A 24,367-nucleotide genomic window follows, 5' to 3' on the forward strand; every position below is an offset into this window, starting at 1 on the left:
CGATGGACGCTTGTTCGAAGTTCTATCACGAGGCTCCGACAAAGTCTGCAGAAAACGCGACACGAGTCGAACAGATGTTTGATTCAACAGCTGATACACGCTAGATTCGTGTCAGAAACCACACGCCACACGAGTCGACACCATCAACTCCAGTCCGCGCAGACCTACCACGCAGACCGGATCCAGAACACCAGCAGGAGGCCGACAGCATGAAGGACGAGACCTCGACGAGGTCGACCACGCGTTCCACGAAGACCGCAGCGGTAAAGCCGGCCGCAGAGCCGACATCCAAGGCCATGGAGGTCGGTACCGACATCAGCGCTGGGCTGACCGAGCGGCAGCGGAAGGTGCTCGAGGTCATTCGCGCCTCGGTCACCGAGCGCGGGTATCCACCGAGCATTCGAGAGATCGGTGACGCGGTCGGCCTCACGTCGACCTCGTCCGTCGCCCACCAACTCCGCACGCTCGAGCGCAAGGGCTTCCTCAGGCGCGACGCCAACCGGCCCCGCGCCGTCGACGTCCGTGGCCTCGACGAGGTGCAGGCCGACCAGGCTGCCGCCGCGGTCGACGGTTCGCCTGCGTCCGAGGAACAGGATCGGTTGCCGACTCCGACGTTCGTTCCGGTACTGGGGCGGATCGCAGCGGGTGGCCCGATTCTGGCCGAGGAGGCCGTCGAGGACGTGTTCCCGCTCCCCCGTGAGCTGGTCGGTCAGGGTTCACTGTTTCTGCTCAAGGTGGTCGGCGAGTCGATGATCGACGCAGCCATCTGCGATGGCGACTGGGTGGTGGTTCGCCAGCAGTCCGTGGCCGACAACGGCGACATCGTGGCTGCGATGATCGACGGCGAGGCCACCGTCAAGACGTTCAAGCGGTCCAAGGGTGAGGTGTGGCTGCTGCCGCACAACCCGCTGTTCGAGCCGATTCCGGGCAACAATGCCGCGATCCTCGGCAAGGTCGTCACCGTGATGCGCAAGCTGTAGGGATCGTCACCGTGGTAACACGCGAAGGGCCGCAGCACAGTGTGCTACGGCCCTTCGCGTTTCTCGGATCAGCGGATCACAGATTCAATCCGCGGCCGATGATCTCCTTCATGATTTCGGTGGTGCCGCCGTAGATGGTCTGCACACGAGAATCCATGTACGCCTTGGCGATCGGGTATTCCTTCATGTAACCGTAGCCGCCGTGCAGCTGCAGGCACCGGTCGATCAGCTTGACCTGATTCTCGGTGGTCCACCATTTCGCCATCGCGGCTTCTTGGACGGTCAACTTCTCTGCGTTGAGCAGTTCGATGAACTTGTCCACCATGATGCGGGTGGCAGTGGTTTCGGTGGCCAACTCCGCCAACACGAATCGAGTGTTCTGAAACTTGCCGATCGACTTGCCGAAGGCCTTGCGGTCGCGGCAGTACTGGATCGTCATGTCCAGCGCCGATTCCATGGCCGCGGCAGCGACGACAGCGATCGACAGGCGTTCCTGAGGAAGGTTCTGCATGAGATAGATGAACCCCATGCCTTCTTCACCGAGCAGGTTGGCGGCGGGCACGCGCACGTCGGTGAAGCTGAGTTCGGCCGTGTCCTGGGCCTTCATACCGATCTTGTCGAGGTTGCGGCCTCGCTCGAATCCGGGCATATCGCGTTCGACGACCAGCAGGCTGAACCCCTGTGCGCCCTTCTCGGGGTCGGTGCACGCCACGACGATGATCAGGTCGGCGTTGATTCCGTTGGTGATGAACGTCTTCGAGCCGTTGAGCACCCAGTCGTCGCCGTCACGCACGGCCTTGGTCTTGATGCCCTGCAGGTCGCTTCCGGTGCCCGGCTCGGTCATTGCGATCGCGGTGATGAGTTCGCCGGAGCAGAATCCGGGGAGCCAGCGCTGCTTCTGCTCGTCGTTGGCGAGATCGATGAAATACGGCGCGACGACGTCGTTGTGCAGCGTGAAGCCGATACCGCTGTACCCGCCGCGGGTGGTCTCCTCGGTGACGATGGCGTTGTAGCGGAAGTCCTTGACCCCGCCGCCGCCGAACTCCTCGGGCGCTGCCGTTCCGAGGAAGCCCTGCTTACCGGCCTCGACCCAGACGTCGCGATCGACGATGTTCTGCTCTTCCCACTTCGCGTGGTTGGGGGCTACGTGCTGGTCGAGAAATTTCCGGTACGACTCCCGGAACAGCTCGTGCTCGGGCTCGAAAAGTGTGCGTTCCACGAATGTCTCCTTGTTCGGTGCATACCGGCAGCGACCACGCGAAATCTCTACGGATTTCGGTCGCCGGTACGACTGACGTCACAGGGAAACACTACGTCCGCGGGGTCGGGGCGGTCGATGACCAAAACGCGCGCGATCCGTGACCGACCCCGCTAACGACCTCGTGTGCCTGATTTCCTCGCGAGCGCCGAGACGATCGGGTAGCCGAGCAGGATGCCCACCGAACCCCATGCGATACCGCCGAGCTCGACCGATCCGACGGACAGTGTCAGGTCACCGATTCCGGCGACGAGCGCCGCAGCGACGACCATGAGATTGACCGGATCGGTGAAGTCGACCTTCGCGTCGGTCCAGATGCGCACGCCGAGCAGCCCGATGAGGCCGTACAGGACCAGCGTCGCTCCGCCGATGACACCGTCGGGCACGGTGAAGATCAGGGCACCGAACTTGGGCGAGAACGCGAGCACCATCGCGGTGATCGACGCGACCCAGTAGGCGGCGGTCGAGTAGACGCGCGTTGCGGCCATGACGCCGATGTTCTCTGCGTACGTGGTGGTTCCGGAGCCGCCACCGGCTCCGGCGAGCGTCGTCGCCAGCCCGTCCGCGATCAGTGCGTCACCGGCCACGTCGTCCAGGTTCTTCCCGGTCATCGCGGCGACGGCTTTGACGTGCCCCACGTTCTCGGCGACGAGGACGATCACCACCGGCAGCGCGACCAGGATCACCGACAGCTCGAACGACGGCCCCCGGAACTCGGGCAGACCGATCCAACTCGCCGCGCTCAGGGCGTCGAGACGCGGTTGCGCTATTCCCCCGGTGACGGCGGCGAACACCCAACCCAGAACGACTCCGACCAGAATTCCGAGTCGCCCGATCAGGCCCGGTCCCAGCGCCGTCGCCAGCAGAATTGCGATCAGAGTGACGGCGGCGATCAGCGGCTGTGCCTCGAACGACGTCGTGGCGGCCGGTGCCAGGTTCAGTCCGATCAGCACGACGACCGCACCGGTCACGACGGGCGGCATCGCCGCCTCGAGTACCCGCTGGCCTGCGAACTTCACCACGAAGCCGACGGCTGCCAGTACAACGCCGACACACAGGACGGCGCCGAGTTGGGCCGCGGGTCCGTCCGCCTGGGTGGCACCGAGAGGGGCCAGGAATGCGAAGGACGAACCCAGATAGCTGGGTACGCGACCTCTGGTGATGATCAGGAACAGCGCCGTTCCTATGCCCGAGAACAGCAATGTCGTCGATACCGGGAAGCCGGTGATCGTCGGAACCAGCAGTGTGGCGCCGAACATGGCGACCACGTGCTGCATTCCGATGCCGATGGTGCGCGGCCACGTCAATCGTTCGTCGGGCGAGACCACCGCCCCGGCCTCGACGGCTTTTCCGTTTCCGTGCAGCGTCCAACCCAGATTTCTCATGATGAGAAGAGACTATTGCGTCAGCCGAGTATCGCGCTCACTGCCTCGCGGGCAGCGGCGGTGCTGTCCGTTTTCAGGGCTGCGGCGGCCGCTTCCTTGCACTGAGCGAGCGTGACCGTCGCCAGCTTCGAACCCACGTGCGCGACGGCAGCCGATGCAGCCGAGAGCGAGGTGATGCCGAGTCCGACCAACACGCAGGCAAGCAGTGGATCGGCAGCGGCTTCACCGCAGACTCCGACGGGCTTGCCCGCCTTGGCTCCCGCGGCCGCGGTGTGCGCCACCAGTGCCAGCACGGCCGGCTGCCATGGATCGGTCAGGCCGGCGAGCTGAGCGGACATACGGTCGGCGGCCATCGTGTACTGAGCGAGGTCGTTGGTGCCGATGGACAGGAAGTCGACGTGTTCGAGGATGTGTTCGGCGAGCAGAGCGGCTGCGGGGATCTCGATCATGACGCCGGGGGTGAGTCCACGCTCGCGGACGTCGGCGGCGAAATCCTTCGCCTCCAGCGCGGTTGCAATCATCGGAGCCATCACCCACGGGGAGGAATCGGTCGCCTTCGCGGCTGCTGCGATGCCGTCCAGCTGGCGGTACAGAATCCCGCGGTCGGCCTCGGCGATGCGGATGCCGCGAATGCCAAGGGCCGGATTGGCCTCGTCGGGATGGGTGGCGAACCGAAGGGGCTTGTCGGAGCCGGCGTCGAGAGTCCGCACGACGACCTTTTTGCCCGCGAACGCGTCGAGCACCTGCGCGTAGATCTCGGCCTGCTCGTCGACGGTCGGTTCGGAATCGCGGTCCAGGAAGCACAGTTCGGTGCGAAACAGTCCGACGCCATCCGCTGCACTCGACCGCGCTGCGCGCGCACCGGCACCGTCCTGGACGTTGGCGAGAATGTCGACCGCGTGGCCATCGGCGGTGGTACCCGGACCGACCCACTGGGATACCCGGTCGAGCTCGTCGCGCGCTGAGACGACGGCGGCGCGGGCCGAGTCGGCGTCGGGTTCGAGGTCGATGCGGCCGCTGGTGCCGTCGACCGATGCGTTCGTACCCGCGGCGATGTCGTCGAGCCCTGCCACGGCGACGATGCACGGGATGCCGAGCTGGCGGGCGATGATCGCGGTGTGGCTGGTCGGACCTCCGAGTGAGGTCGCCAGTCCGACGATCAGAGCAGGGTCGAGGCCGGCGGTATCGGCGGGTGCCAGGTCGTCGGCGAACAGCACGGACGGTTCGTCCGGCACGGGAACTCCGGGCTCGGGAACGCCGAGGATTTCGGCGATGACGCGATCACGGATGTCACGCAGGTCCGTCACGCGCTCGGCCATCAGTCCGCCGAGCTGGGTGAACATCGCGGCGAACTTCTCCGTCGCCGCCGCTGTCGCGGCGACTGCGGAACTGCCCTTGGCGATCGAGGCGCGCGCGGCTCCGAGCCACCCGCGGTCGGTTGCCATCGCGGCATTGGCCGACAGGACCTCCGACGCAGCTCCCGTCGCCAGCTCCGCGCGACCACGCAATCGAGTGGCGACGGCGTTCGCGGCGGCATCGAACACAGCCTTCTCCGACTCCCGATCGGCCTCGGGCACTTCGCCCGTATCGGCGGGAATGGACGGACGGGCACCGGGGCGGATCACTCGGCCGTATCCGACGCCGGGCACGACGGGCGTGCCGCGCAGCGTGGTCTGCGCTGCTCCGGTTCCGGCTGCATCGACTGTCGTGTCTGCGTGTCCGGTCGACGCGGTGCTAACCGATCCCGTCATGTGGTCCTCCTCGGATCCTGCGTGAACAAAGGTCTTCGTACTGTTCGGCGAGCTGTGGTGGAGCCGATCGCTTGCCTGTGTTGTGACCGAGATTACTCCAAACCCTTGACATGTCAACACACACGGGCGTAAAACAACATAAAGCAACATGAACCGGGAAGGAGACGCAGGTGTACGCCGAAGAACGACAACACGCCATCGCAGAATTGATCAGCACCCACGGACGCGTCTCCGTCAACGATCTGTCGGCCACGTACGGCGTCACGACGGAAACTGTGCGTCGCGACCTCGCCACCCTCGATCGCATGGGAGTCGTACGCCGCGTCCACGGTGGAGCAGTACCCGCATCGGCGCTGACCACACTCGAGCCCGGCGTCTCGGAGCGAGAGTTCACCCGCGCGGATCAGAAGGACGCTATCGCCGCCGCTGCGTTGTCCTTCCTGCCTCCCATCGGTGGTAGCGCCGTCTTCGATGCCGGCACCACCACGGGCCGACTCGCCGGATTGCTTCCCCATGATCGCGAACTGACGCTGGTGACCAACTCGGTCCCGATCGCCGCTCGCGCCGCGACCATGCCGAGCATCAGCCTCCGACTGCTCGGCGGGCGGGTACGCGGGACCACCCAGGCAGCTGTAGGCGACGAAGCACTGAGCGCCCTCGAATGGCTGCGGGTGGACGTCGCGTTCATCGGCACCAATGCCATCAGCGTCGGGCACGGACTGTCCACGCCCGACAGTGACGAGGCAGCAGTCAAGCGAGCCATGGTCGAGGCAGCCAACCACGTTGTGGTGCTGGCAGATTCGTCGAAGATCGGCCGCGAGCATCTGGTCAGTTTCGCCCGCGTGGGATCCATCGATGTCATCGTCACCGACAGCGACATTTCGACCAATGACCGAAAGAATCTCAGCGACAAAGGAATCGAGGTGGTGATCGCATGATGGTCACTCTCACGGCCAACCCGAGCATGGACCGGACGGTCACACTCGACACGCCGCTCGTCCGCGGCGGCGTACACCGGGCATCGACGTCGGTCACCGACCCGGGAGGCAAGGGCGTCAACGTCGCTCGCGTGCTCGGCGGATCGGGAGTCGAGGCCCTTGCAGTGCTTCCGGCCAACACCGGAGACCCCCTGCTCGACGCGATGGCCGCGAAAGGCGTTCACTTCTCGGCAGTTCCGACGTCGGGCCTGGCCAGGACGAACATCACGGTCAGCGAGATCGGTGGTACCACCACCAAGATCAACGAGCCCGGCGCAACCGTATCGGAGCGGACCCGCGCCGAGCTGCGCGAGCGGATACTCTCACTCGCAGTCGACGCCGAATGGGTCGTTCTGTCGGGTTCGCTTCCGCCCGGCCTGCCTGCCGACTGGTATGCCGAGCTCGTCACGGCACTGCGCGCCACCTCGGCCAAGGTTGCGGTGGATACGTCCGACGAGCCACTGCTCGCGCTGGCGGCAGCTTTTCCGGAGTCGGCACCGGATCTGATCAAACCCAATTCCGAGGAACTCGCCCAACTCACCGGGTACGATTCCGAGAAACTGGAAAGCGCGGCGGCACAGGGTGATCCGACTGCCGCAATCGCTGCCAGCACAATTCTTCTCGGCCGAGGCGTCGGCGCGGTACTGGCCACCCTCGGTAGCGCAGGGGCCGTTCTGGTCACCGAGGACGGTTCCTGGTACGCCAGCCCGCCCCCGATCACTGCAGTCAGCACGGTCGGCGCAGGCGATTCCTCGCTGGCCGGCTACATCCTTGCCGATGCCGAGAACTGTTCCGACGCAGACAAACTTCGCCGCGCCGTCGCCTACGGAACGGCAGCCACCGCACTTCCAGGCACCACGCTTCCCCTGCCCGAGCAGACCCACCCGAATTCGGTGACGGTCCGTGCGCTCGATATTCCGACGTCCGTCACCACATCCACGCTCTCCACCCCCGCGAATCGTCTCTAGGAGTCTGCAATGTCCACCCCCACCGAAGATCAGCAGATCATCGCCGAGGATCTGATCCTCCTCGACGCCGATCTCGGCGAATCCAAGGAAGCCGTCATCGAGCGCCTCGCTGGCGTTCTGGCTTCCGCGGGTCGCGCAACCGAGACCGACGCCCTGCGCGACGCCGCTCTGGCCCGCGAAGCACAGTCGGCGACCGGCCTGCCCGGCGGCATCGCCATCCCGCACTGCCGCTCCGAAGCGGTCACCTCGGCCTCCCTCGGATTCGCCCGGCTGAACCCCAAGGTCGATTTCGGCGCCCCCGACGGCCCCGCCGACCTCGTCTTCCTCATCGCAGCGCCGGCCGGTGCCGGCTCGGCCCACATGAAGTTGCTCTCCAGCCTGGCGCGCGCACTGGTCAAGCCGGAGTTCGTCACCTCCCTGCGCAACGCGTCCTCGGCTGCCGAGATCGTCACTCTCGTCGACGGTGTCATCAACCCAGCCGCCAAGCCGGCCGCAACGACCCCTGCTGCTGCCCCGGTGTCGACCGCCAAGCACAGCGCGGCCGCCACCCCGGCCGAGACCACTGCCCCCAAGCACATCGTCGCAGTCACCGCCTGCCCCACCGGAATTGCGCACACCTACATGGCTGCCGATTCACTCGTCGCAGCCGGTGAGCGTGCCGGAGTCACGGTTCACGTCGAGACCCAGGGCTCGAGCGGCAGCACGCCGTTGGACCCCTCGATCATCGCCGGAGCCGAAGCCGTCATCTTCGCCACCGATGTGGGAGTCAAGGGCCGCGAGCGTTTCGCCGGCAAGCCCGTCATCTCCTCAGGCGTCAAGCGCGCCATCAACGAACCCGACGTCATGCTCACCGAAGCTCTTCGCGCTGCACTGAACCCGGACGCCGCTCGCGTCGGCGGTACCGCAGTGGCGGCCGGCTCGAACGAGTCCGCAGGGGAACTCGGCTGGGGCACCCGCATCCGCCAGATCCTGCTGACCGGCGTCAGCTACATGATCCCGTTCGTCGCCGCCGGTGGTCTGCTGATCGCCCTGGGCTTCCTGCTCGGCGGATACGAAATCAAGGATGTCGCCGAGGACATCGTCGTCAACAACTCCATCACCTCGCTGCCCGAAGGCGGAATCGCCGCCTACCTCGGTGCCGTGCTCTTCCAGATCGGCGCGCTGTCCTTCAGCTTCCTGGTGCCCGCGCTGGCCGGCTACATTTCCTATGCCATTGCCGACAGACCAGGTCTGGCACCAGGATTCACCGCAGGCGCGGTGGCCGTTCTGGTGGGTGCAGGCTTCATCGGCGGTCTCGTCGGTGGCCTGATCGCCGGCTTCGTCGCACTGTGGATCAGCAAGTGGAAGATCCCCACAGTTCTGCGCGGCCTCATGCCCGTCGTCATCATTCCGCTGTTCGCCACCCTCATCGTCGGCGCGATCATGTTCCTGCTGCTCGGCAAGCCCCTCGCCGCGATCACCAGTGGACTCACGGACTGGCTCAACGGACTCAGCGGTTCCTCGGTCATCATCCTCGGCATCATTCTCGGCCTGATGATGTGCTTCGACCTCGGTGGACCGGTCAACAAGGCAGCCTATGCATTCGCAACCGCGGGCCTCTCGGTCACCGACACCGCATCACTGCGCATCATGGCAGCGGTCATGGCCGCAGGAATGGTGCCGCCACTGGCCATGGCTCTCGCTTCGACCGTTCGCGCACGCCTGTTCACCGAGGCCGAGCGCGAGAACGGCAAGGCCGCATGGTTCCTGGGAGCTGCATTCATCTCCGAGGGCGCAATTCCGTTCGCCGCGGCCGATCCGTTCCGCGTCATCCCGTCGATGATGGCCGGCGGTGCAGTCACCGGTGCCATGATCATGGCGTTCGACGTCACCCTCAGCGCACCCCACGGCGGCATCTTCGTATTCTTCGCCATCGGAAACATCCTGTGGTTCATCGTGTCTCTGGCCGTCGGCACCATCGTCTCGGCGTTCCTCGTCGTGGCGGCCAAGCAGTTCGTCAAGGGCAAGAACGCTCTGTCGGACGCGGAGCTCGATCGCACACCCGTTACCGTCTGACACTCGCTACGATCGCAACAACCCCACTACGAAGGAGCACCACATGCCCAGCACCACAGTCGCCGTCGGATCCTCGATCGGTCTGCACGCTCGTCCCGCAGCACTGATCGCCGACGCCGTCGCCGAAGCCGGCGTGGACGTCACCCTCGCAGTGGCCGACTCGGAGCCGGTGGACGCAGGTTCGGCCCTGATGATCATGACGCTCGGAGCCACCAAGGGCACCGAAGTCACCGTCACCAGTGACGACCAGGCAGCACTCGACAAGGTCGTCGCACTCGTCGAAGCAGACCTCGACGCCTAGGTCGTTCCGCAGGCTCCACTCCTGCGACGCGTGACAACGGCGCTCAGCGAGAGCGCCTCGATCGCCGGACGGTGAATCCCACCGCTCCGGCGATCAGCACCACCCCGGCAGCGACGGCCGCTCGGAATTCCCATTCCGAGTCCGTCGCTGTCGGCGTCTGTGCCGGCTGTTCGGGAACGACGGTCGGCGATACCGGGTCCACCGCAGCAGGTTCGGGCGTGGACATGTCCAGCGATACTGCGTCGGGGATCCTCAGAATGGGCGGAAGCGTGGACTCCGCGGGCCCGAATCCTGCCTCGGATGCAATGAGCAAGGACCCGTCGTCGGTGAACACCAGTGCCTCCCCCTGTGGCTGATCGGGCAGCGGCACCACGGCGCGAGGAGCTGCCGGATCGACCAACGCCGACGCGATGTCCCCGTCGGACGAACGGAAGAGGTATGCATCGGTGTACGTGCGCACCGCGGCCACGTCACCGCTCACCGCTCCCCCGGTCGCCAGAATCGATCCGATGACGAACGGCGGCCCACCGACCGTGTCGGTGGCGGTGAACGCCATATCGCCGACCTTGCGCATCGGCGTCGGCCCAGGGCCGGGCAGATCGGTGACGGATTCGTCGCCGGCAGGTACGTATACCCCGCTCACGCCCGAAAGTTCCTTGGTGACGATCACCGGCCTACCACCGGGCTCGATCAGTAGCGTCTCGGCGTCGTGCGCGCCGTCGGGATAGGTCAGTCGATACAGTTCGCCCACACCCGTCGTCGGGTCCATCCGCGTCAATGCCACTGTGTCACGACGCATCTGGTTGTCGCCGATGTCGGCCAACCACAGCGAGCCGTCGTAGGAGGAAAGGTCCTCGACGTCGTACGGGTCGACGGGAACATCGATCCATCGCTCGACGGCGCAGCCGGCACCGAGCACCGCGACCCGATCATCGGCTCCACTGTCACCGATCGCGTACAGGACCCCGTCGATGGACGTCAACCCCGACAGTTCCGCGAGACCGGGATCGGTTGGCCGACAATATGTTTCGTTCTCGCTCGGTGCGGCAGAAGCAGTTCCGGAGAAGACGATCGTCGTGGCAACGGCAGCTGCTCCGCACACCACCAGCCGCAGCCCCACGAATATCAGGCGCTGGGAACGGTCGCGGTGAACTCGACGAGAGCCGCCGCGAGAGACTGCGGCACCCGCGCTTCGACGCGCGTCCCCTCTTCCTCGTGGGTGGACTGAACGATCCGGCCGTCGGTATGGATTCTGGCCACCAGATCACCACGGGTGTACGGCACGAGGACATCGACCAATACATCCGGCTCGGAGAGGATCTCGGCCAAGTGATCTCGCAGTGCGTCGATTCCCTCGCCCGTCTTGGCCGAGACGAACCGCGCGCCGTCGAGCAATCCACGAAGCTGGGTCAGCTGCACCGGATCGGCGGCGTCGATCTTGTTGACCACCAACAGCTCCGGCGGCATCTTCGCATCCTGTTCGCGAACCACCTCGGTGATCACCTCGCGCACGGCCTTGATCTGATCGATCGGCAAAGGATCCGATCCATCGACCACGTGCAGCAACAGATCCGCGTCTGTGACCTCTTCCAGCGTCGAGCGGAACGCTTCGACCAGCTGAGTCGGCAGATGGCGAACGAAGCCGACGGTGTCGGTCAGCACGATCTCGCGACCGTCCTCGAGCGTCGATTTGCGCGTCGTGGGGTCGAGGGTGGCGAACAGTGCGTTCTGCACCAGCACACCGGAACCGGTCAACGCGTTCAGCAGACTCGACTTGCCTGCGTTCGTGTATCCGACGATGGCGATGGACGGCACTGTGCCGCTCAGTCGTTGTTCTCGTTTGGTGTCGCGGGCCTGCTTCATGCCCTTGATCTCGCGGCGTAGCTTGGCCATCCGCTCGCGGATGCGTCGCCGATCGGTCTCGATCTTCGTCTCACCCGGTCCACGCAGACCCACGCCGCCGTTACTGCCCGCGCGGCCACCGGCCTGACGCGACATGGATTCGCCCCAGCCGCGAAGCCTGGGCAACATGTATTCCATCTGCGCGAAAGCGACCTGCGCCTTGCCTTCTCGCGAGGTCGCGTGCTGGGCGAAGATGTCGAGGATCAGCGCGGTGCGGTCGATGACCTTGACCTTGACGACCTTCTCCAGCGCATTGAGCTGAGCAGGCGTCAATTCACCGTCGCAGATCACGGTGTCGGCACCGGTCGCGAGGACGATGTCGCGCACCTCTTTGGCCTTACCGGAACCGATGTACGTCGCGGCATCGGGCTTGTCGCGTCGTTGCATCAGCGCTTCGAGCACCTCCGAGCCCGCGGTCTCGGCCAGCGCAGCCAGTTCGGTCATGCTGGACTCGGCCTGCGCGGCCGTGCCGGTGGTCCACACTCCGACCAACACGACACGTTCGAGGCGCAGCTGCCGGTACTCGACCTCGGTGACATCGGTGAGCTCGGTGGACAGCCCGGCCACTCGGCGGAGCGCGGTGCGGTCTTCGAGCTGCATGTCGCCGGAGGACGGGGAGTTCTCGTCGTTGAGGGGAGACCGAGCCAGCCGTCTCGACCATGCGTCGGACTCTTCGCGAGTCCACGCGGATTCGGTATCGGGAGCACCGTCGAGATCGTCGCGACTGTCGTCGACCGGTTCGCCCGCAGGGGATGTTTCATGTGAGTTCGTCATACGACGTCCATGATCCACGAAAACCCCAGCGTATGCACGCGGGTTTCGGTCGACGCGGATCCCGGGCCCGTGGCGATCGTCAGGATCGAGCTTTCAGCCAGCGATCGTCGATCTCGCCGCGCGCCAGCAGCACCGACGGTCCGCGCAGAGTGGCACCGACGTGATCGATGGCCACGCGCACCCGACCGCCGAGCACACCGACGCTCACCTCCCCGGTCTCGAGGCCCTCGTACGCCAGCGCGGCCGCGGCCGCGGCGACGGTCCCGGTGCCACACGATCGCGTCTCACCGACCCCGCGCTCGAACACGCGCATCTCGACGGCTCCGTCGTCGAGCCTCGTCAGGATCTCGACGTTCGCACCGTGGGGAAAGAACTCGGCGTCCAGCGTCGGCGGTGCGGAGAAGTCGAGAGCGCCGAGAGATGCACGCGTCAACGCACCGTCGACGCAGGCCAGGTGTGGATTCCCGACGTCGATTCCGACGCCGTCGTACGAGCCGCCCGCAATGGTGGTCGAACTCGACCCCATCAGCGTGACGTCCCCCATCGCGACGGTGACATCGGCGTCGGTGTCGTCGAACGAATGCACCGTCACCGCCCGCGCACCGGCCCGTGAGCCCACCACGAACTGGTCCCGCTGTTCGAGGTCGTGCACCCGCAGGTAGTGCGCGAACACCCGAACGCCGTTTCCGCACATCTCGGCGATGGTGCCGTCACCGTTGCGGTAATCCATGAACCAGTCTTCGGGCTCGACCCCCGACGGGATTCGATCGAGCACGCCTGCGTCCCTGAGCACACCGGCCCGGGCGACGCGCAAGATGCCGTCGGCACCGAGGCCCTGGCGTCGATCGCACAACACCGAGACCGCCGACCTGGTGAGTTCGAGCTCGGCTGCCGGATCCGGCAGTACGACGAAGTCGTTCTCGGTTCCGTGGCCCTTGGCGAATTCCATTGCTCGAGTCTACTGGGGGTCGAGTGCGGTCAGGGCGTCCGAGTTCAGCGTCGGCGACGCCCCGTCGAGCCAACGGACGCGCTCGTCACGGCGAAACCAGGATCTTTGGCGTCGCACGTAGCGCCTGGTTCCGATGAAGGTGCGCTCGCGGGCGTGCTCGATGTCGTACTCCCCTGCCAGGACGTCGAGTGCCTGTGCGTACCCGATCGCCCGTGACGCGGTGACACCGTCCCGCAGCCCCGACGCGAGCAGACCCTGCACCTCGTCGATCAAGCCGGTCTCGAACATCTGCCGAGTGCGCTCGGCGATCCGCTCGTCCAGTTCGGACGTGTCGCGGTCGACTCCGAGCACAACCGTGCCCCAGCGCGGTGCACCGATCTTCGGGGCGGACGCCGCGAACGGCTGCCCGGTCAGCTCCACTACCTCGAGGGCTCGGACCATCCGACGACCGTCGGTGGGCAGGATCGACGCGGCAGCTTCCGGATCGGCGTCCGTCAACGCGCGATGGATCTCCTCGACACCGTCACGTTCGAGGACTGCTTCCCACTTCGCACGGACGACGGGGTCGGTGGCGGGAAAGGCCCACTCGTCGAGCAGCGACTGCACGTACATCATCGATCCGCCGACGATGATCGGCCGCAGCCCCCGGGATCGGATGTCCTCGACGTCGGCGACGGCAGCTGCTTGGTAGCGCGCAACGGTCGCGATCTCGGTGACCTCGAGCACATCGAGTTGATGGTGTGGAATCCCCCGCCGCTCCGCGACGGTCAGTTTCGCGGTCCCGATGTCCATGCCCCGGTACTGCTGCATCGCATCGATGTTGACGATTTCTCCGCCGAGTTCCTCGGCCAGATCGAGGGCCAGATCGGATTTGCCCGCAGCCGTCGGCCCGATCACCGCGATGGGTGTGGTGGCCGAATCGCCCGCCCTGTCAGTCACGAGTCCAGGTTCCCACGAAGTACCCGACGCCGAAGGGCGCACCTCGGTAGAGCTCCGTCGCCGTTGCCGTACCGGTTCCTTCGAGCGCAGCCAGTACCTGCCACGCCGCTCTGCCGCCGACGCCGAGTGATGCGCACAGATCCGGATCCAGACCTGCCAATGCATCGATGTCGGCCGTCGCGAGGGCATCGTCGACCCGCGTCTGGACCTCCTCGGCCCGCTCGTCGAACGACCCAGGAGCTTTCCGAGTCAAGGTGTTTGCCCCGTCTGCCAGCACCAGAACGCCCCAGCTCTCCGCCGAAGCGTCGAGCTCCCGGCGCAGTTCTTCACCGAACTGGGCGCACCATTCGGCGCTCGCATCGGTCGGGATCGTGCGGACCTCGATCGCATCGTCGGGTGCAGCCACCCCGCGCAGCCACCCGGCGATCAGAACGGCCAGCGGTAGGTCCGGATCCGGCGCAGTCGGCGCGGTGCCGCCGGACAGGCTCACCACCACGTCGACTCCGAAGCCGCGCACCGTACCGATGGTGCTGTCGTCGTATGTCGCCCTGGTGTGATCGACGCCGAGGGCGAGCCATCGGTCGGCCACCGACGTCAGGCGCGTCATCGCGTCGACGGCGGCGGCTCGCAGATCGGCCGTCTCGGCCGCGCCGGCACCCGTCAGCTCGGGGATCAGCAACGGCGGAGAGGGCACCAGGGCCGCGACACGGAACACGAGCATCACGCTAGTCGGTGGCGCGACTTGGCCGGACGAGTCCACCTCGAGTCGTCTGAGCTGTTTCAATGGTCCGATCGGTCGTCACCTAGTTCAATGGTGTCCAGATCGCGAGTGAAGGCAGCCGTGACGCGCGGCAGAGATGAGGAACAATGACCGACCCGAACGCCGGCACCCCCACCGCCCCCGAGGCGGCATCGACAGATGCGCCCGACCGGACTCCCGGGGCGTCGAATCCCGACGGACCCAAGCCGAGCGGGGGCCCCAAGCCCGGCGGCGGCCCCAAGCCCGGCGGCGGCCCCAAGCCCGGCGGCGGACCCAAGCCGGGTGCTGGAACCAAACCAGGGGTACCCGGTCCCGGCTCTCCTCGTCCCGGTGGTTCGGCCGGAGCCAAGCCGCACCCGACGGCATCACACGTTCCCACCGTCGTTCCCACGGTTGCGCCGGCAAGCGATCCCAGCAAGTTCGGCCGAGTCGACGACGACGGCACCGCCTGGGTGAAGACCGCCGACGGCGAGCGGCAGATCGGATCCTGGCAAGCCGGCGACGCGGCCGAGGGGCTCGCGCACTTCGGTCGGCGCTACGACGACCTCGCCACCGAGGTAGGTCTGCTCGAAGCTCGCCTGACCTCGGGCACCGGTGACGCCAAGAAGACCAAGGCCGCAGCGTCGGCGTTGTTGGCGAGCCTGCCGACTGCGGCAGTGATCGGCGACCTCGATCTGCTCGCTCGGCGACTCGACGCGGTCGTCGAACACTCGGATGCAGCAGCGGCCGTGGCCAAGCACGAGAAGGAACTCGAACGCGCCGAGCACACAGCACGCAAGGAGGCGCTCGCGGCCGAAGCCGAGCAGATCGGCAGCGAGTCGACGCAGTGGAAGCAGGCCGGAGATCGGCTGCGCGAAATCCTCGACGAGTGGAAGACGATTCGCGGGGTCGACCGCAAGATCGACGATGCCCTGTGGAAGCGGTACTCGAAAGCCCGGGAGAACTTCAATCGTCGTCGCGGCGCGCACTTCGCCGATCTGGACCGCGAGCGCGGTGCCGCGAAGACGCGCAAGGAAGAGCTGGTCGAGCGGGCCAAAGCGCTGTCCTCGTCCACGGATTGGGGCCCGACCGCCGCCGCATTCCGCGATCTGCTGGTGGAATGGAAAGCGTCCGGCCGAGCCCCGCGCGACGCCGACGACGCACTGTGGAAGAACTTCAAGGCCGCACAGGACGTGTTCTTCTCTGCCCGCAACGCCGCGGCATCCGAGAGGGATGCCGAGTTCGAGGCCAACGCCGAGGCCAAGGAGGCCCTGCTGGCCAAGACTCACATCGATCCGAGCAAGGACCTCGACGCCGCTCGCTCGGCACTGCGTGATCTACAGGACAAGTGGGATGCGATCGGCAAGGTTCCGCGGGAGAAGATGCAGGACCTCGAGGGCAAATTGCGGGCGATCGAGAAGTCCGTGCACGACGCAGTGGAATCGCAGTGGCGTCGTTCCGATCCCGAGGCGGTCGCCCGCGCAGCTCAGTTCCGCGAGCGGGTCGCCCAGTTCGAGGATCAGGCCGCGAAGGCCACGGCAGCAGGCAAGACGAAGGACGCGGAACGCGCACTCGCACAGGCACAGCAGTGGCGCGAGTGGGCCGACGCGGCAGAAAGTGCCGTCGACGAGTTGTGATTCGCCGGCTCCACTCGTGAGTGGGGACGGTCGGCTCGGCCTACGGGGTCGAGCGGCCGTCCCACAGTCGCAGTTTCGGTTCGCCCGACGCAGCGGCAACACGGCGCTGCTCCTGCGCGGCGAGCTGCGAGTTGGTCTTGTTCCACACCGCTTTGAGCCAGTGGAACGTGAGCGCGATGACGGCGAGCCACGCGATGATCAGTCCGATTCCCGGCCCGGCACCTTGCAGGGTGTCCGGCACGGTCTGGCGTGTCCAGATCGACAGCATGCCGTACACCGACGACACTGCGCATCCTGCTAGGGCCGCCCAGGCCAGCGCCCAGATGCGGGTGACGAGTGCGAGGACCGACATCACCACACCGAACGTCAGCACCAGTACGACGAAGACGCGCGACGGGAGGGCGATCGATTCGGCCGCGGCTGCGTCGCTGCCCGAGAGCACATCGAATCCGCTGGCAGATCCGGTGTGCGGTAGCGCGAAGGTGACCAGCAGGACAAGCACCAGCCCGGCCACGACCATGGCACGTGCGCCGGGGTCCAGCTCGGTCATCACCGCTCTCTCGGTTCGTCCGAGTTCCTCGGCAGTTCGAGAGGGTACGACGCGATCGGGTCCGTCTTTTTCTGTCATGCGGTGCATCCTGTCTGTGCCGGTAGCGGCGCCGGTGCGCCGATCGAGGGAAGTCCGAGGCCAACGCCGATCGGTGCCGTCTTCGGCATCACGCCTCGTTCGTGAGCGTCTCCTGCAGCCGTACGGCGGTGAGTGAGCACTCCGGCGTCGGCGATCAAGTGGTACGGGGCTGCGGCGGTCAGTGTGGTCGTGACGACGTCGCCCGGGCGAATATCGCCCGCCCGCTCGGCATCGACGGCGAAGTGCACGAGTCGACCGTCCCTGGCTCGCCCGCTCATCCGATGGGTTGCCGCGTTCTTCCGACCTTCACCGGTGGCGACGAGCAGTTCTACCTCGGTACCGATCAGGGCCTGATTGGCCGCGAGAACGATCTCCTCCTGCAGGGCGATCAATCGCAGGTACCGTTCTTGCACAACCTCTTTGGGCACCTGGTTGGGCATGTCGGCGGCCGGTGTCCCCGGACGCTTCGAGTACTGGAACGTGTAGGCATTGGCGAACTTCGCCCGACGCACCACGTCGAGCGTCTGCTCGAAATCCTCTTCGGTTTCACCGGGGAATCCCACGATGATGTCGGTGGTGATTGCCGCGTGCGGCATCGCGGCACGCACCTTGTCGATGATGCCCATGAACTTCGTCTGCCGATAGGACCTGCGCATCGCCTTGAGGATTCGGTCCGAGCCGGACTGCAGCGGCATGTGCAACGTGGGGCAGATGTTCGGGGTGGATGCCATCGCGTCGATGACGTCATCGGTGAACTCGGCCGGATGCGGTGAGGTGAATCTCACTCGTTCGAGTCCCTCGATCGAGCCGCAAGCGGTCAGCAGCGAGGCGAACGCGCCGCGGTCACGAGGCATGTCCGGATCGGCGAACGAAGCACCGTACGCATTGACGTTCTGGCCGAGCAACGTCACCTCGAGTACACCCTGATCCACCAAAGCCTGTACCTCGGCGAGGATGTCGCCCGGCCTGCGGTCGATCTCCTTGCCGCGCAGGGCGGGGACGATGCAGAAAGTGCAGGTGTTGTTGCATCCCACCGAGATGGACACCCAACCGGCGTACGCGGATTCGCGCTTCGCGGGCAGTGTCGACGGGAAGGCCTCCAGGGATTCGAGGATCTCGACCTGCGCCTCGTCGTTGTGTCGGGCGCGCTCGAGCAGCACCGGCAGCGACCCGATATTGTGGGTGCCGAAGACGACGTCGACCCACGGTGCCTTCTGGACGACGGTGTTGCGATCCTTCTGCGCCAGGCAACCGCCCACCGCGATCTGCATGTTGGGGTTACGCGTCTTGGCCGGGCGCAGCATGCCGAGATTGCCGTACAGCTTGTTGTCCGCGTTCTCGCGGACTGCGCACGTGTTGAACACGACCAGATCTGCGTCGGTGCCCGCATCCGCTGGAACGTAGCCGGCCTCCTCGAGCAATCCGGACAGTCGCTCCGAATCGTGGACGTTCATCTGGCAACCGTGCGTACGCACTTCGTAGCTGCGGGGACTTGTCGCCGACCCGTCGGTGACCGGCACGGGCTCGGAAACCCCGTGTTCTGTCACGTCCACGGTCGGAAAAACACTCGTTTGCACCCCTCCAGGGTACGTCCATCGCGCGGACCGACACGCCGGGGTCACGAGGCTCACCGGTGACTGTCCAGGGCCGATGCCGACCCTCAGTAAAGTTTCCATTACATAATCGAAGATGGCGGGCGAAAACACCGGTCGGCGAGGAAACTACGCATAGGGTTTCGAGCTATGACGCACGCCACCGACGCGCCGGCATCGACACCCCCGCCGGGCGCACCCTCGATGATCTCGCTCAAATCCGTCGACAAACATTTCGGTGATCTGCACGTTCTCAAGGACATCAACCTGGAAGTGCCGGCCGGTCAGGTCGTCATCGTCGTGGGTCCCTCCGGATCGGGCAAGTCGACCCTGTGCCGGACGATCAATCGGTTGGAGCCGATCGATTCCGGTGCCATCGAAGTCGACGGAGACCTGCTCCCCGCCGAGGGCAAGGCCCTCGCAGCACTGCGCGCCGACGTGGGCATGGTGTTTCAGTCGTTCAACCTGTTCGCACACAAGACGATTCTGCAGAACGTCATGCTCGCGCCGATGAAGGTCCGCAAGCAGAAGAAGGACGAGGCGGAGAAGAGCGCCCTGGCCCTCCTCGAGCGCGTGGGCATCGCCAACCAGGCAGACAAGTACCCTGCTCAGCTGTCCGGTGGTCAGCAGCAGCGCGTCGCCATCGCTCGCTCTCTCGCCATGAACCCCAAGGTGATGCTGTTCGACGAGCCCACCTCGGCCCTCGACCCCGAGATGGTCACCGAGGTCCTCGACGTCATGACCTCGCTCGCGAAAGAGGGAATGACGATGCTCGTCGTCACCCACGAGATGGGCTTCGCCCGAAAAGCCGGTGACCGCGTCATCTTCATGGCCGACGGTGCCGTCGTCGAGGACACCGATCCTGAGACCTTCTTCAAGTCCCCGAAGTCCGAACGCGCCAAGGACTTCCTCGGCAAGATCCTCGGACACTGACCCGATTCACCGCTCGTCCCCGCAAGAACGACCTATCCAAAGGACATTCACAGTGAGAATCACCCGACCGCTTCGCTTCGGTGTTGCCATCGCCGCTCTCTCCATCGTCGCCACCGCATGCGGCGGAGGCGAAGAGGCGCGCAGCGTCTCTTCCAGCGCCGAAGCCGGCAACCTCGTCGTCGGCATCAAGTTCGATCAGCCCGGTCTCGGACTTCGTAACCCCGACGGGTCCTTCACCGGATTCGACGTCGAGGTCGCCAAGTACGTCGCCGGCCAGCTGGGCGTCGATGAGGGCAACATCGAATTCCGTGAGGCACCGTCCGCTCAGCGCGAAACGCTGATCGAGAACGGCGAGGTCGACATGGTCGTCGCCACCTATTCGATCACCGATACCCGCAAGGAGAAGGTCAGCTTCGCCGGGCCGTACTTCGTGGCCGGACAGTCGCTGCTCGTCAGCGAGGACAACACCGACATCACCGGACCCGACACCCTCGAAGGCAGGACCCTCTGCTCGGTGACCGGATCCACTCCGGCACAGAACATCGCCGACGAGTACCCCGGAGTTCAGCTGCAGCCGTACGACACGTACTCCGCATGCGTCGAAGCACTTCGAAACGGCACCGTCGATGCGGTCACTACCGACGACATCATTCTTGCCGGCTACGCGGCGCAGTCGCCCGGACAGTTCAAGGTCGTCGGCGAGCCGTTCACCACCGAGAACTACGGAATCGGCTTGGCCCTGGACGACACCGAGGGACGTAACCAGATCAACGACGCGATCGAAGAGATGGTGTCGAGCGGTGCCTGGGAGCAGGCCTTCAACGAGACCGTCGGCGATTCCGGCTACGAACTTCCGGCCAAGCCCACCGTCGACCGCTACTGATCGATGACCCCGTCGGTCCGCTGCACTCGGTGTAGCGGACCGACGGGGTCGAACTCGCCGAGCCGTGAGGACCTGAAGCACCTTGAACCTACTGAGCAAATACGGCGATGAGCTGATAGACGCATTTCTCACCACCATCTATCTCACTGTGGCGTCGTTGATCGGTTCGCTCGTCATCGGAACCATCATCGCCGCGATGCGCGTATCCCCCGTTCCCATCGCCCGCGGCATCGCCACCACGTACGTCACCATCTTCCGCAACACACCGCTGACCCTGATCATCCTGTTCACATCTTTCGGCCTCTATCAGACGTTGGGTGTGTCGCTGGCCGAGGACGCTTCGCCGACGTTTCTCGCGGACAACAACTTTCGTCTCGCCGTTCTGGGTCTGAGCGTCTACACCGCGTCGTTCGTGGCGGAGTCGCTCCGATCCGGCATCAACACCGTTCCTGTCGGTCAGGCCGAGGCCGGACGTTCGCTGGGGATGACGTTCACTCAGAACATCTCGATCGTCGTACTCCCTCAGGCGTTTCGCGCGGTCGTCGGACCCTTGGGCAGCGTGGTGATTGCACTGACGAAGAACACCACGATCGCCTCCGTCATCGGTGTAGCAGAGGCATCGTTCCTGATGAAGGAAATGATCGAGAACGAGGCCGCGATCTTCGTGGTCGGTGGCATCTTCGCCCTCGGCTTCATGTGTCTGACACTTCCGACCGGGCTGCTGTTCGGTTACATCAGCAAGCGATTGGCGGTGTCCTGATGAGTGACGCAGTAGCAGTCCTCTATGACGTTCCCGGACCGAAAGCGATCCTGCGGTACCGCATTCTCACAGCTGTCGTGGCTGTGATCTCGCTGGTAATCGCAATCTTCATCTATCGGGCCCTCGATTCCCAAGGTCAGCTGACCGCCGAGAAGTGGGATCCGTTCCTCCAAGCGACGACCTGGACCACCTATCTCCTGCCCGGCATTCAGGGAACACTCATCGCTGCTGCGATGTCGATCGTGCTTGCGCTGATTCTCGGTGCGATTCTCGGCATCGGACGCTTGTCGGATCATCGCAGCGTGCGCGCGATCAGCGGTGCGGTCGTCGAGGTGTTCCGCGCTGTACCGGTGCTGATCTTGATGATCTTCCTGTACGCGGTATACGCGGACTATCAGGTCTTCAAAGTCCAGTACTTGGCGTTGGCAGCGGTTGTCACCGGATTGACCTTGTACAACGGGTCGGTCATCGCAGAAATCGTGCGCGCAGGAGTCAATTCGCTTCCCAAAGGTCAGCGTGAGGCTGCGTCAGCGCTCGGTATGCGTAAGAGCCAAGTCATGCTGTTGGTACTCCTCCCCCAGGCGGTGACGGCGATGCTACCGGCGATCATCTCGCAGATGGTCGTCGCGCTGAAGGATTCAGCGCTCGGTTACGTCATCGGATACATCGAGGTCGTGCGATCGGGACAGCAGGTAGGTGCGTTCTACAGCAACTACCTACCGTCGCTGATCATCGTCGCAATCATCATGATCATCATCAACTCCGCGTTGACGAAGCTGGCCACCGTGGTCGAACGTCGTTTGCGTTCGCGTAAGCGCAAGGCCGGCGCGACTGAAGTGGTTCCGGCTCTCGACGGCGGTCAGGCAGCCTGATCACGTATCGCTAGCAACAAGTAAGGCCCGCAACACCGATGGTGTTGCGGGCCTTACTTTTTCTCGACTGCACCGGCTCGAGGTGGACGATCACATCGAGTCGGGGCCGTCGAAGTCTTCGGTGTCGGCACCTGCGCGGTCGAGTTGTTCCTTGACCACCGCGAACGCCATTCCCTGGGAGTAGCCGCGACGGGCGAGCATGCCGACCAACTTGCGCACTATCCTGTCTCGCTCCGCGCGGGCGTCCGGTCCACTCGGATCGGGTAACTGCAGTGAGCGACATCGCTTGCGTACCAACTCGGCTGCTCGCAGTCGCTCGTCGTCTGCATCGATCAGATCCAATGCATGGACGGCGAGCTCGTTGCTGACACCCTTGTTGCGAAGCTCCATACTCAGTGCACGTTTGCCCTTGCCGGAGTATTTGTGTCGAGATTGGACCCACTGCTGCGCGAAAGACTCGTCGTCGACCAGTTTGGCCTTCTCGAGCCGGTCGAGAACGGCGTTCGCGATCTCAGTGGTGAAGCCCTTCTTGGCCAGGCTGGCTTCGAGTTCGTGCCTGCTGCGCGCTCGGTCGGTCAGCAGCCGGAGGCAGACATCTTTCGCCTGCGCCTCGGTGCCGCCGCCTTCGTCTCGCTGCTGCACAGCGACGACAAGTTAGAAGTCGACCGGAGCAGCTGCGGGCTCTTCTGCGGTGACGTCCGCGCCGATCTGCAGCTTCTCCATGATCTTCTTCTCGATCTCGTCCCGCACGTCGGGATTCTCGAGCATGAACTTGCGGGCGTTCTCCTTGCCCTGGCCGAGCTGATCGCCTTCGTAGGTGAACCACGAGCCCGACTTACGAATGAAGCCGTGCTCGACACCCATGTCGATCAACGAGCCTTCGCGGCTGATGCCCTTGCCGTAGATGATGTCGAACTCGGCCTGCTTGAACGGCGGCGCAACCTTGTTCTTGACCACCTTGACCCGGGTGCGGTTGCCGATCGCGTCGGTTCCGTCCTTCAGGGTCTCGATGCGGCGGATGTCGAGGCGAACCGAGGCGTAGAACTTCAATGCCTTACCACCGGTGGTGGTTTCGGGAGAGCCGAACATGACGCCGATCTTCTCGCGCAGCTGGTTGATGAAGATGACGGTGGTACCGGAGTTGCTCATGGCACCGGTGATCTTGCGCAGCGCCTGGCTCATCAGGCGGGCCTGCAGACCCACGTGACTGTCACCCATCTCGCCCTCGATCTCGGCGCGCGGTACCAGTGCCGCCACCGAGTCGATCACGAGGATGTCGAGAGCACCCGAACGGATCAGCATGTCGGCGATCTCGAGAGCCTGCTCACCGGTATCGGGCTGCGACACCAGCAGTGCATCGGTGTCGACACCGAGCTTCTTCGCGTAGTCCGGATCCAGAGCGTGCTCGGCGTCGATGAAGGCTGCGATGCCGCCGGCCCGCTGGGCGCTGGCCACTGCGTGCAGGGCGACGGTGGTCTTACCCGAGGATTCCGGACCGTAGACCTCGATGACACGTCCACGCGGCAACCCTCCGATGCCGAGTGCCACATCGAGCGCGATCGATCCAGTGGGGATGACGGCGATGGGCTGGCGGACCTCGTCACCGAGGCGCATCACCGAACCCTTGCCGAAGTTCTTGTCGATCTGCGCGAGTGCGAGATCGAGTGCTTTGTCGCGATCGTATGCAGCCATCGTGAGCTCCCTGTGTCGTATCGTTCAGCTGTGTCGTGTCGATCAGCTTTGTCGTCGGTAACGCTAGATCGGGGTACCGACAAGAAGTTTCTCGAGACCGCCCGGCAACCGTTGACACAAGCATAGGGGAACACGTGTTCGAGTCAACTACCGCGGCTCTCGACACGCCGACAGGATCGAATCGACCCGGGAGCTACCAGCGTTCTCTCGGCACGTCGAACTCGTAACAGATCGATCGCCACACTTCCCGTGGATCGACGCCGTCCTCGATGGCCTGCGCCCCGGTGCGACCGATACCGGACAGCACGTGATCGGTCAGCAGGGAATCGCCTCGAACGGAGCCGAACTCGTCGGTGAGCAATTCACGAAATTCGGTCAGACGCACACCGACA

The 24,367-nt window shown here is 65.0% G+C and carries 23 protein-coding genes; 10 read left to right on the forward strand and 13 right to left on the reverse strand.

Annotated features, from left to right (window positions below):
• The first annotated feature begins 296 nt into the window (after nucleotides 1-296).
• Nucleotides 297-980 (forward strand): transcriptional repressor LexA, encoded by a 684-nt coding sequence (gene lexA, locus MTX35_RS01395; RefSeq protein WP_149406047.1) that lies wholly within the window; start codon nucleotides 297-299, stop codon nucleotides 978-980.
• Between the two features lie 76 nt (nucleotides 981-1,056).
• Here the strand turns inward: lexA and MTX35_RS01400 are convergent, their stop codons facing one another.
• The 3 genes from MTX35_RS01400 to ptsP form a co-directional block, all read right to left on the reverse strand.
• The gene (locus MTX35_RS01400; protein ID WP_243593237.1) at nucleotides 1,057-2,199 is read right to left on the reverse strand and encodes an acyl-CoA dehydrogenase family protein; all 1,143 of its coding nucleotides are present in this window, start codon (nucleotides 2,197-2,199) and stop codon (nucleotides 1,057-1,059) included.
• A 152-nt stretch (nucleotides 2,200-2,351) separates the two neighbouring features.
• Entirely contained in the window at nucleotides 2,352-3,623 is a 1,272-nt protein-coding gene (locus MTX35_RS01405) for a uracil-xanthine permease family protein (protein WP_243593238.1), read from the reverse strand.
• Nucleotides 3,624-3,643: 20 nt separating this feature from the next.
• Entirely contained in the window at nucleotides 3,644-5,374 is a 1,731-nt protein-coding gene (gene ptsP / locus MTX35_RS01410; protein ID WP_243593239.1) for a phosphoenolpyruvate--protein phosphotransferase, read from the reverse strand.
• Between the two features lie 170 nt (nucleotides 5,375-5,544).
• Here ptsP and MTX35_RS01415 point away from each other — a divergent pair, with 170 nt between their 5' ends.
• From MTX35_RS01415 to MTX35_RS01430, 4 genes are read left to right on the forward strand one after another with little or no spacing between them, the layout of a single operon-like run.
• A complete protein-coding gene (locus MTX35_RS01415) occupies nucleotides 5,545-6,312 on the forward strand; it encodes a DeoR/GlpR family DNA-binding transcription regulator (RefSeq protein WP_243593240.1) in 768 nt (255 codons plus the stop codon).
• The gene (locus MTX35_RS01420) at nucleotides 6,309-7,319 is read left to right on the forward strand and encodes a 1-phosphofructokinase family hexose kinase (RefSeq protein WP_243593241.1); all 1,011 of its coding nucleotides are present in this window, start codon (nucleotides 6,309-6,311) and stop codon (nucleotides 7,317-7,319) included. The genes MTX35_RS01415 and MTX35_RS01420 overlap by 4 nt, the downstream gene beginning before the upstream one ends.
• A gap of 9 nt (nucleotides 7,320-7,328) precedes the next feature.
• Nucleotides 7,329-9,374 (forward strand): fructose-specific PTS transporter subunit EIIC, encoded by a 2,046-nt coding sequence (locus tag MTX35_RS01425; RefSeq protein ID WP_243593242.1) that lies wholly within the window; start codon nucleotides 7,329-7,331, stop codon nucleotides 9,372-9,374.
• A gap of 43 nt (nucleotides 9,375-9,417) precedes the next feature.
• Entirely contained in the window at nucleotides 9,418-9,675 is a 258-nt protein-coding gene (locus MTX35_RS01430; protein WP_032377711.1) for an HPr family phosphocarrier protein, read from the forward strand.
• 43 nt (nucleotides 9,676-9,718) lie between these two features.
• Here MTX35_RS01430 and MTX35_RS01435 read toward each other — a convergent pair whose 3' ends face one another.
• From MTX35_RS01435 to MTX35_RS01455, 5 genes are all read right to left on the reverse strand, one after another.
• Nucleotides 9,719-10,795 (reverse strand): hypothetical protein, encoded by a 1,077-nt coding sequence (locus MTX35_RS01435; RefSeq protein ID WP_243593243.1) that lies wholly within the window; start codon nucleotides 10,793-10,795, stop codon nucleotides 9,719-9,721.
• Nucleotides 10,796-10,800: 5 nt separating this feature from the next.
• Nucleotides 10,801-12,351: a GTPase HflX gene (gene hflX / locus MTX35_RS01440; protein WP_374230211.1), complete on the reverse strand. Its 1,551-nt coding sequence runs from the start codon at nucleotides 12,349-12,351 to the stop codon at nucleotides 10,801-10,803.
• Nucleotides 12,352-12,430: 79 nt separating this feature from the next.
• Nucleotides 12,431-13,300: a diaminopimelate epimerase gene (gene dapF / locus MTX35_RS01445; protein WP_243593244.1), complete on the reverse strand. Its 870-nt coding sequence runs from the start codon at nucleotides 13,298-13,300 to the stop codon at nucleotides 12,431-12,433.
• Nucleotides 13,301-13,309: 9 nt separating this feature from the next.
• Entirely contained in the window at nucleotides 13,310-14,239 is a 930-nt protein-coding gene (gene miaA, locus MTX35_RS01450) for a tRNA (adenosine(37)-N6)-dimethylallyltransferase MiaA (protein WP_243593245.1), read from the reverse strand.
• Entirely contained in the window at nucleotides 14,232-14,954 is a 723-nt protein-coding gene (locus tag MTX35_RS01455) for a class III extradiol dioxygenase subunit B-like domain-containing protein (RefSeq protein WP_243593246.1), read from the reverse strand. Before MTX35_RS01455 ends, miaA begins: the two co-directional genes overlap by 8 nt.
• 152 nt (nucleotides 14,955-15,106) lie before the next feature.
• Here MTX35_RS01455 and MTX35_RS01460 point away from each other — a divergent pair, with 152 nt between their 5' ends.
• The gene (locus MTX35_RS01460; protein WP_243593247.1) at nucleotides 15,107-16,615 is read left to right on the forward strand and encodes a DUF349 domain-containing protein; all 1,509 of its coding nucleotides are present in this window, start codon (nucleotides 15,107-15,109) and stop codon (nucleotides 16,613-16,615) included.
• A gap of 40 nt (nucleotides 16,616-16,655) precedes the next feature.
• Here MTX35_RS01460 and MTX35_RS01465 read toward each other — a convergent pair whose 3' ends face one another.
• Nucleotides 16,656-17,243 (reverse strand): hypothetical protein, encoded by a 588-nt coding sequence (locus MTX35_RS01465; protein ID WP_243593248.1) that lies wholly within the window; start codon nucleotides 17,241-17,243, stop codon nucleotides 16,656-16,658.
• A complete protein-coding gene (miaB, locus tag MTX35_RS01470; protein ID WP_308198102.1) occupies nucleotides 17,240-18,763 on the reverse strand; it encodes a tRNA (N6-isopentenyl adenosine(37)-C2)-methylthiotransferase MiaB in 1,524 nt (507 codons plus the stop codon). The genes MTX35_RS01465 and miaB overlap by 4 nt, the downstream gene beginning before the upstream one ends.
• Before the next feature lie 276 nt (nucleotides 18,764-19,039).
• Here miaB and MTX35_RS01475 point away from each other — a divergent pair, with 276 nt between their 5' ends.
• The 4 genes from MTX35_RS01475 (at nucleotide 19,040) to MTX35_RS01490 (ending at nucleotide 22,283) form a co-directional block, all read left to right on the forward strand.
• Complete coding sequence (locus MTX35_RS01475) at nucleotides 19,040-19,768, forward strand: amino acid ABC transporter ATP-binding protein (protein ID WP_243593611.1); 729 nt, start codon at nucleotides 19,040-19,042, stop codon at nucleotides 19,766-19,768.
• Nucleotides 19,769-19,820: 52 nt separating this feature from the next.
• Complete coding sequence (locus MTX35_RS01480; protein ID WP_243593250.1) at nucleotides 19,821-20,651, forward strand: glutamate ABC transporter substrate-binding protein; 831 nt, start codon at nucleotides 19,821-19,823, stop codon at nucleotides 20,649-20,651.
• Between the two features lie 82 nt (nucleotides 20,652-20,733).
• On the forward strand, nucleotides 20,734-21,411 hold the full coding sequence (locus MTX35_RS01485; RefSeq protein ID WP_243593251.1) for an amino acid ABC transporter permease: 678 nt from the start codon (nucleotides 20,734-20,736) through the stop codon (nucleotides 21,409-21,411).
• Nucleotides 21,411-22,283, forward strand: coding sequence for an amino acid ABC transporter permease (locus tag MTX35_RS01490; RefSeq protein ID WP_243593252.1), 873 nt, complete (start codon nucleotides 21,411-21,413; stop codon nucleotides 22,281-22,283). Before MTX35_RS01485 ends, MTX35_RS01490 begins: the two co-directional genes overlap by 1 nt.
• Before the next feature lie 90 nt (nucleotides 22,284-22,373).
• On the opposite strand, the gene MTX35_RS01495 is transcribed toward MTX35_RS01490, so the two are convergent.
• The 3 genes from MTX35_RS01495 to MTX35_RS01505 all read right to left on the reverse strand — a co-directional run bounded on the left by MTX35_RS01495 (nucleotide 22,374) and on the right by MTX35_RS01505 (nucleotide 24,360).
• Nucleotides 22,374-22,925 carry a regulatory protein RecX gene (locus tag MTX35_RS01495; RefSeq protein ID WP_243593253.1) on the reverse strand — a complete coding sequence of 184 codons (552 nt, stop codon included), beginning with the start codon at nucleotides 22,923-22,925 and terminating at the stop codon, nucleotides 22,374-22,376.
• Between the two features lie 12 nt (nucleotides 22,926-22,937).
• A complete protein-coding gene (recA, locus tag MTX35_RS01500; protein ID WP_008716921.1) occupies nucleotides 22,938-23,975 on the reverse strand; it encodes a recombinase RecA in 1,038 nt (345 codons plus the stop codon).
• Nucleotides 23,976-24,168: 193 nt separating this feature from the next.
• Nucleotides 24,169-24,360, reverse strand: coding sequence for a DUF3046 domain-containing protein (locus tag MTX35_RS01505; RefSeq protein ID WP_243593254.1), 192 nt, complete (start codon nucleotides 24,358-24,360; stop codon nucleotides 24,169-24,171).
• Between the last annotated feature and the right edge of the window lie 7 nt (nucleotides 24,361-24,367).

Source organism: Rhodococcus sp. ARC_M12, assembly GCF_022810385.1.
Lineage (GTDB): Bacteria > Actinomycetota > Actinomycetes > Mycobacteriales > Mycobacteriaceae > Rhodococcoides > Rhodococcoides navarretei.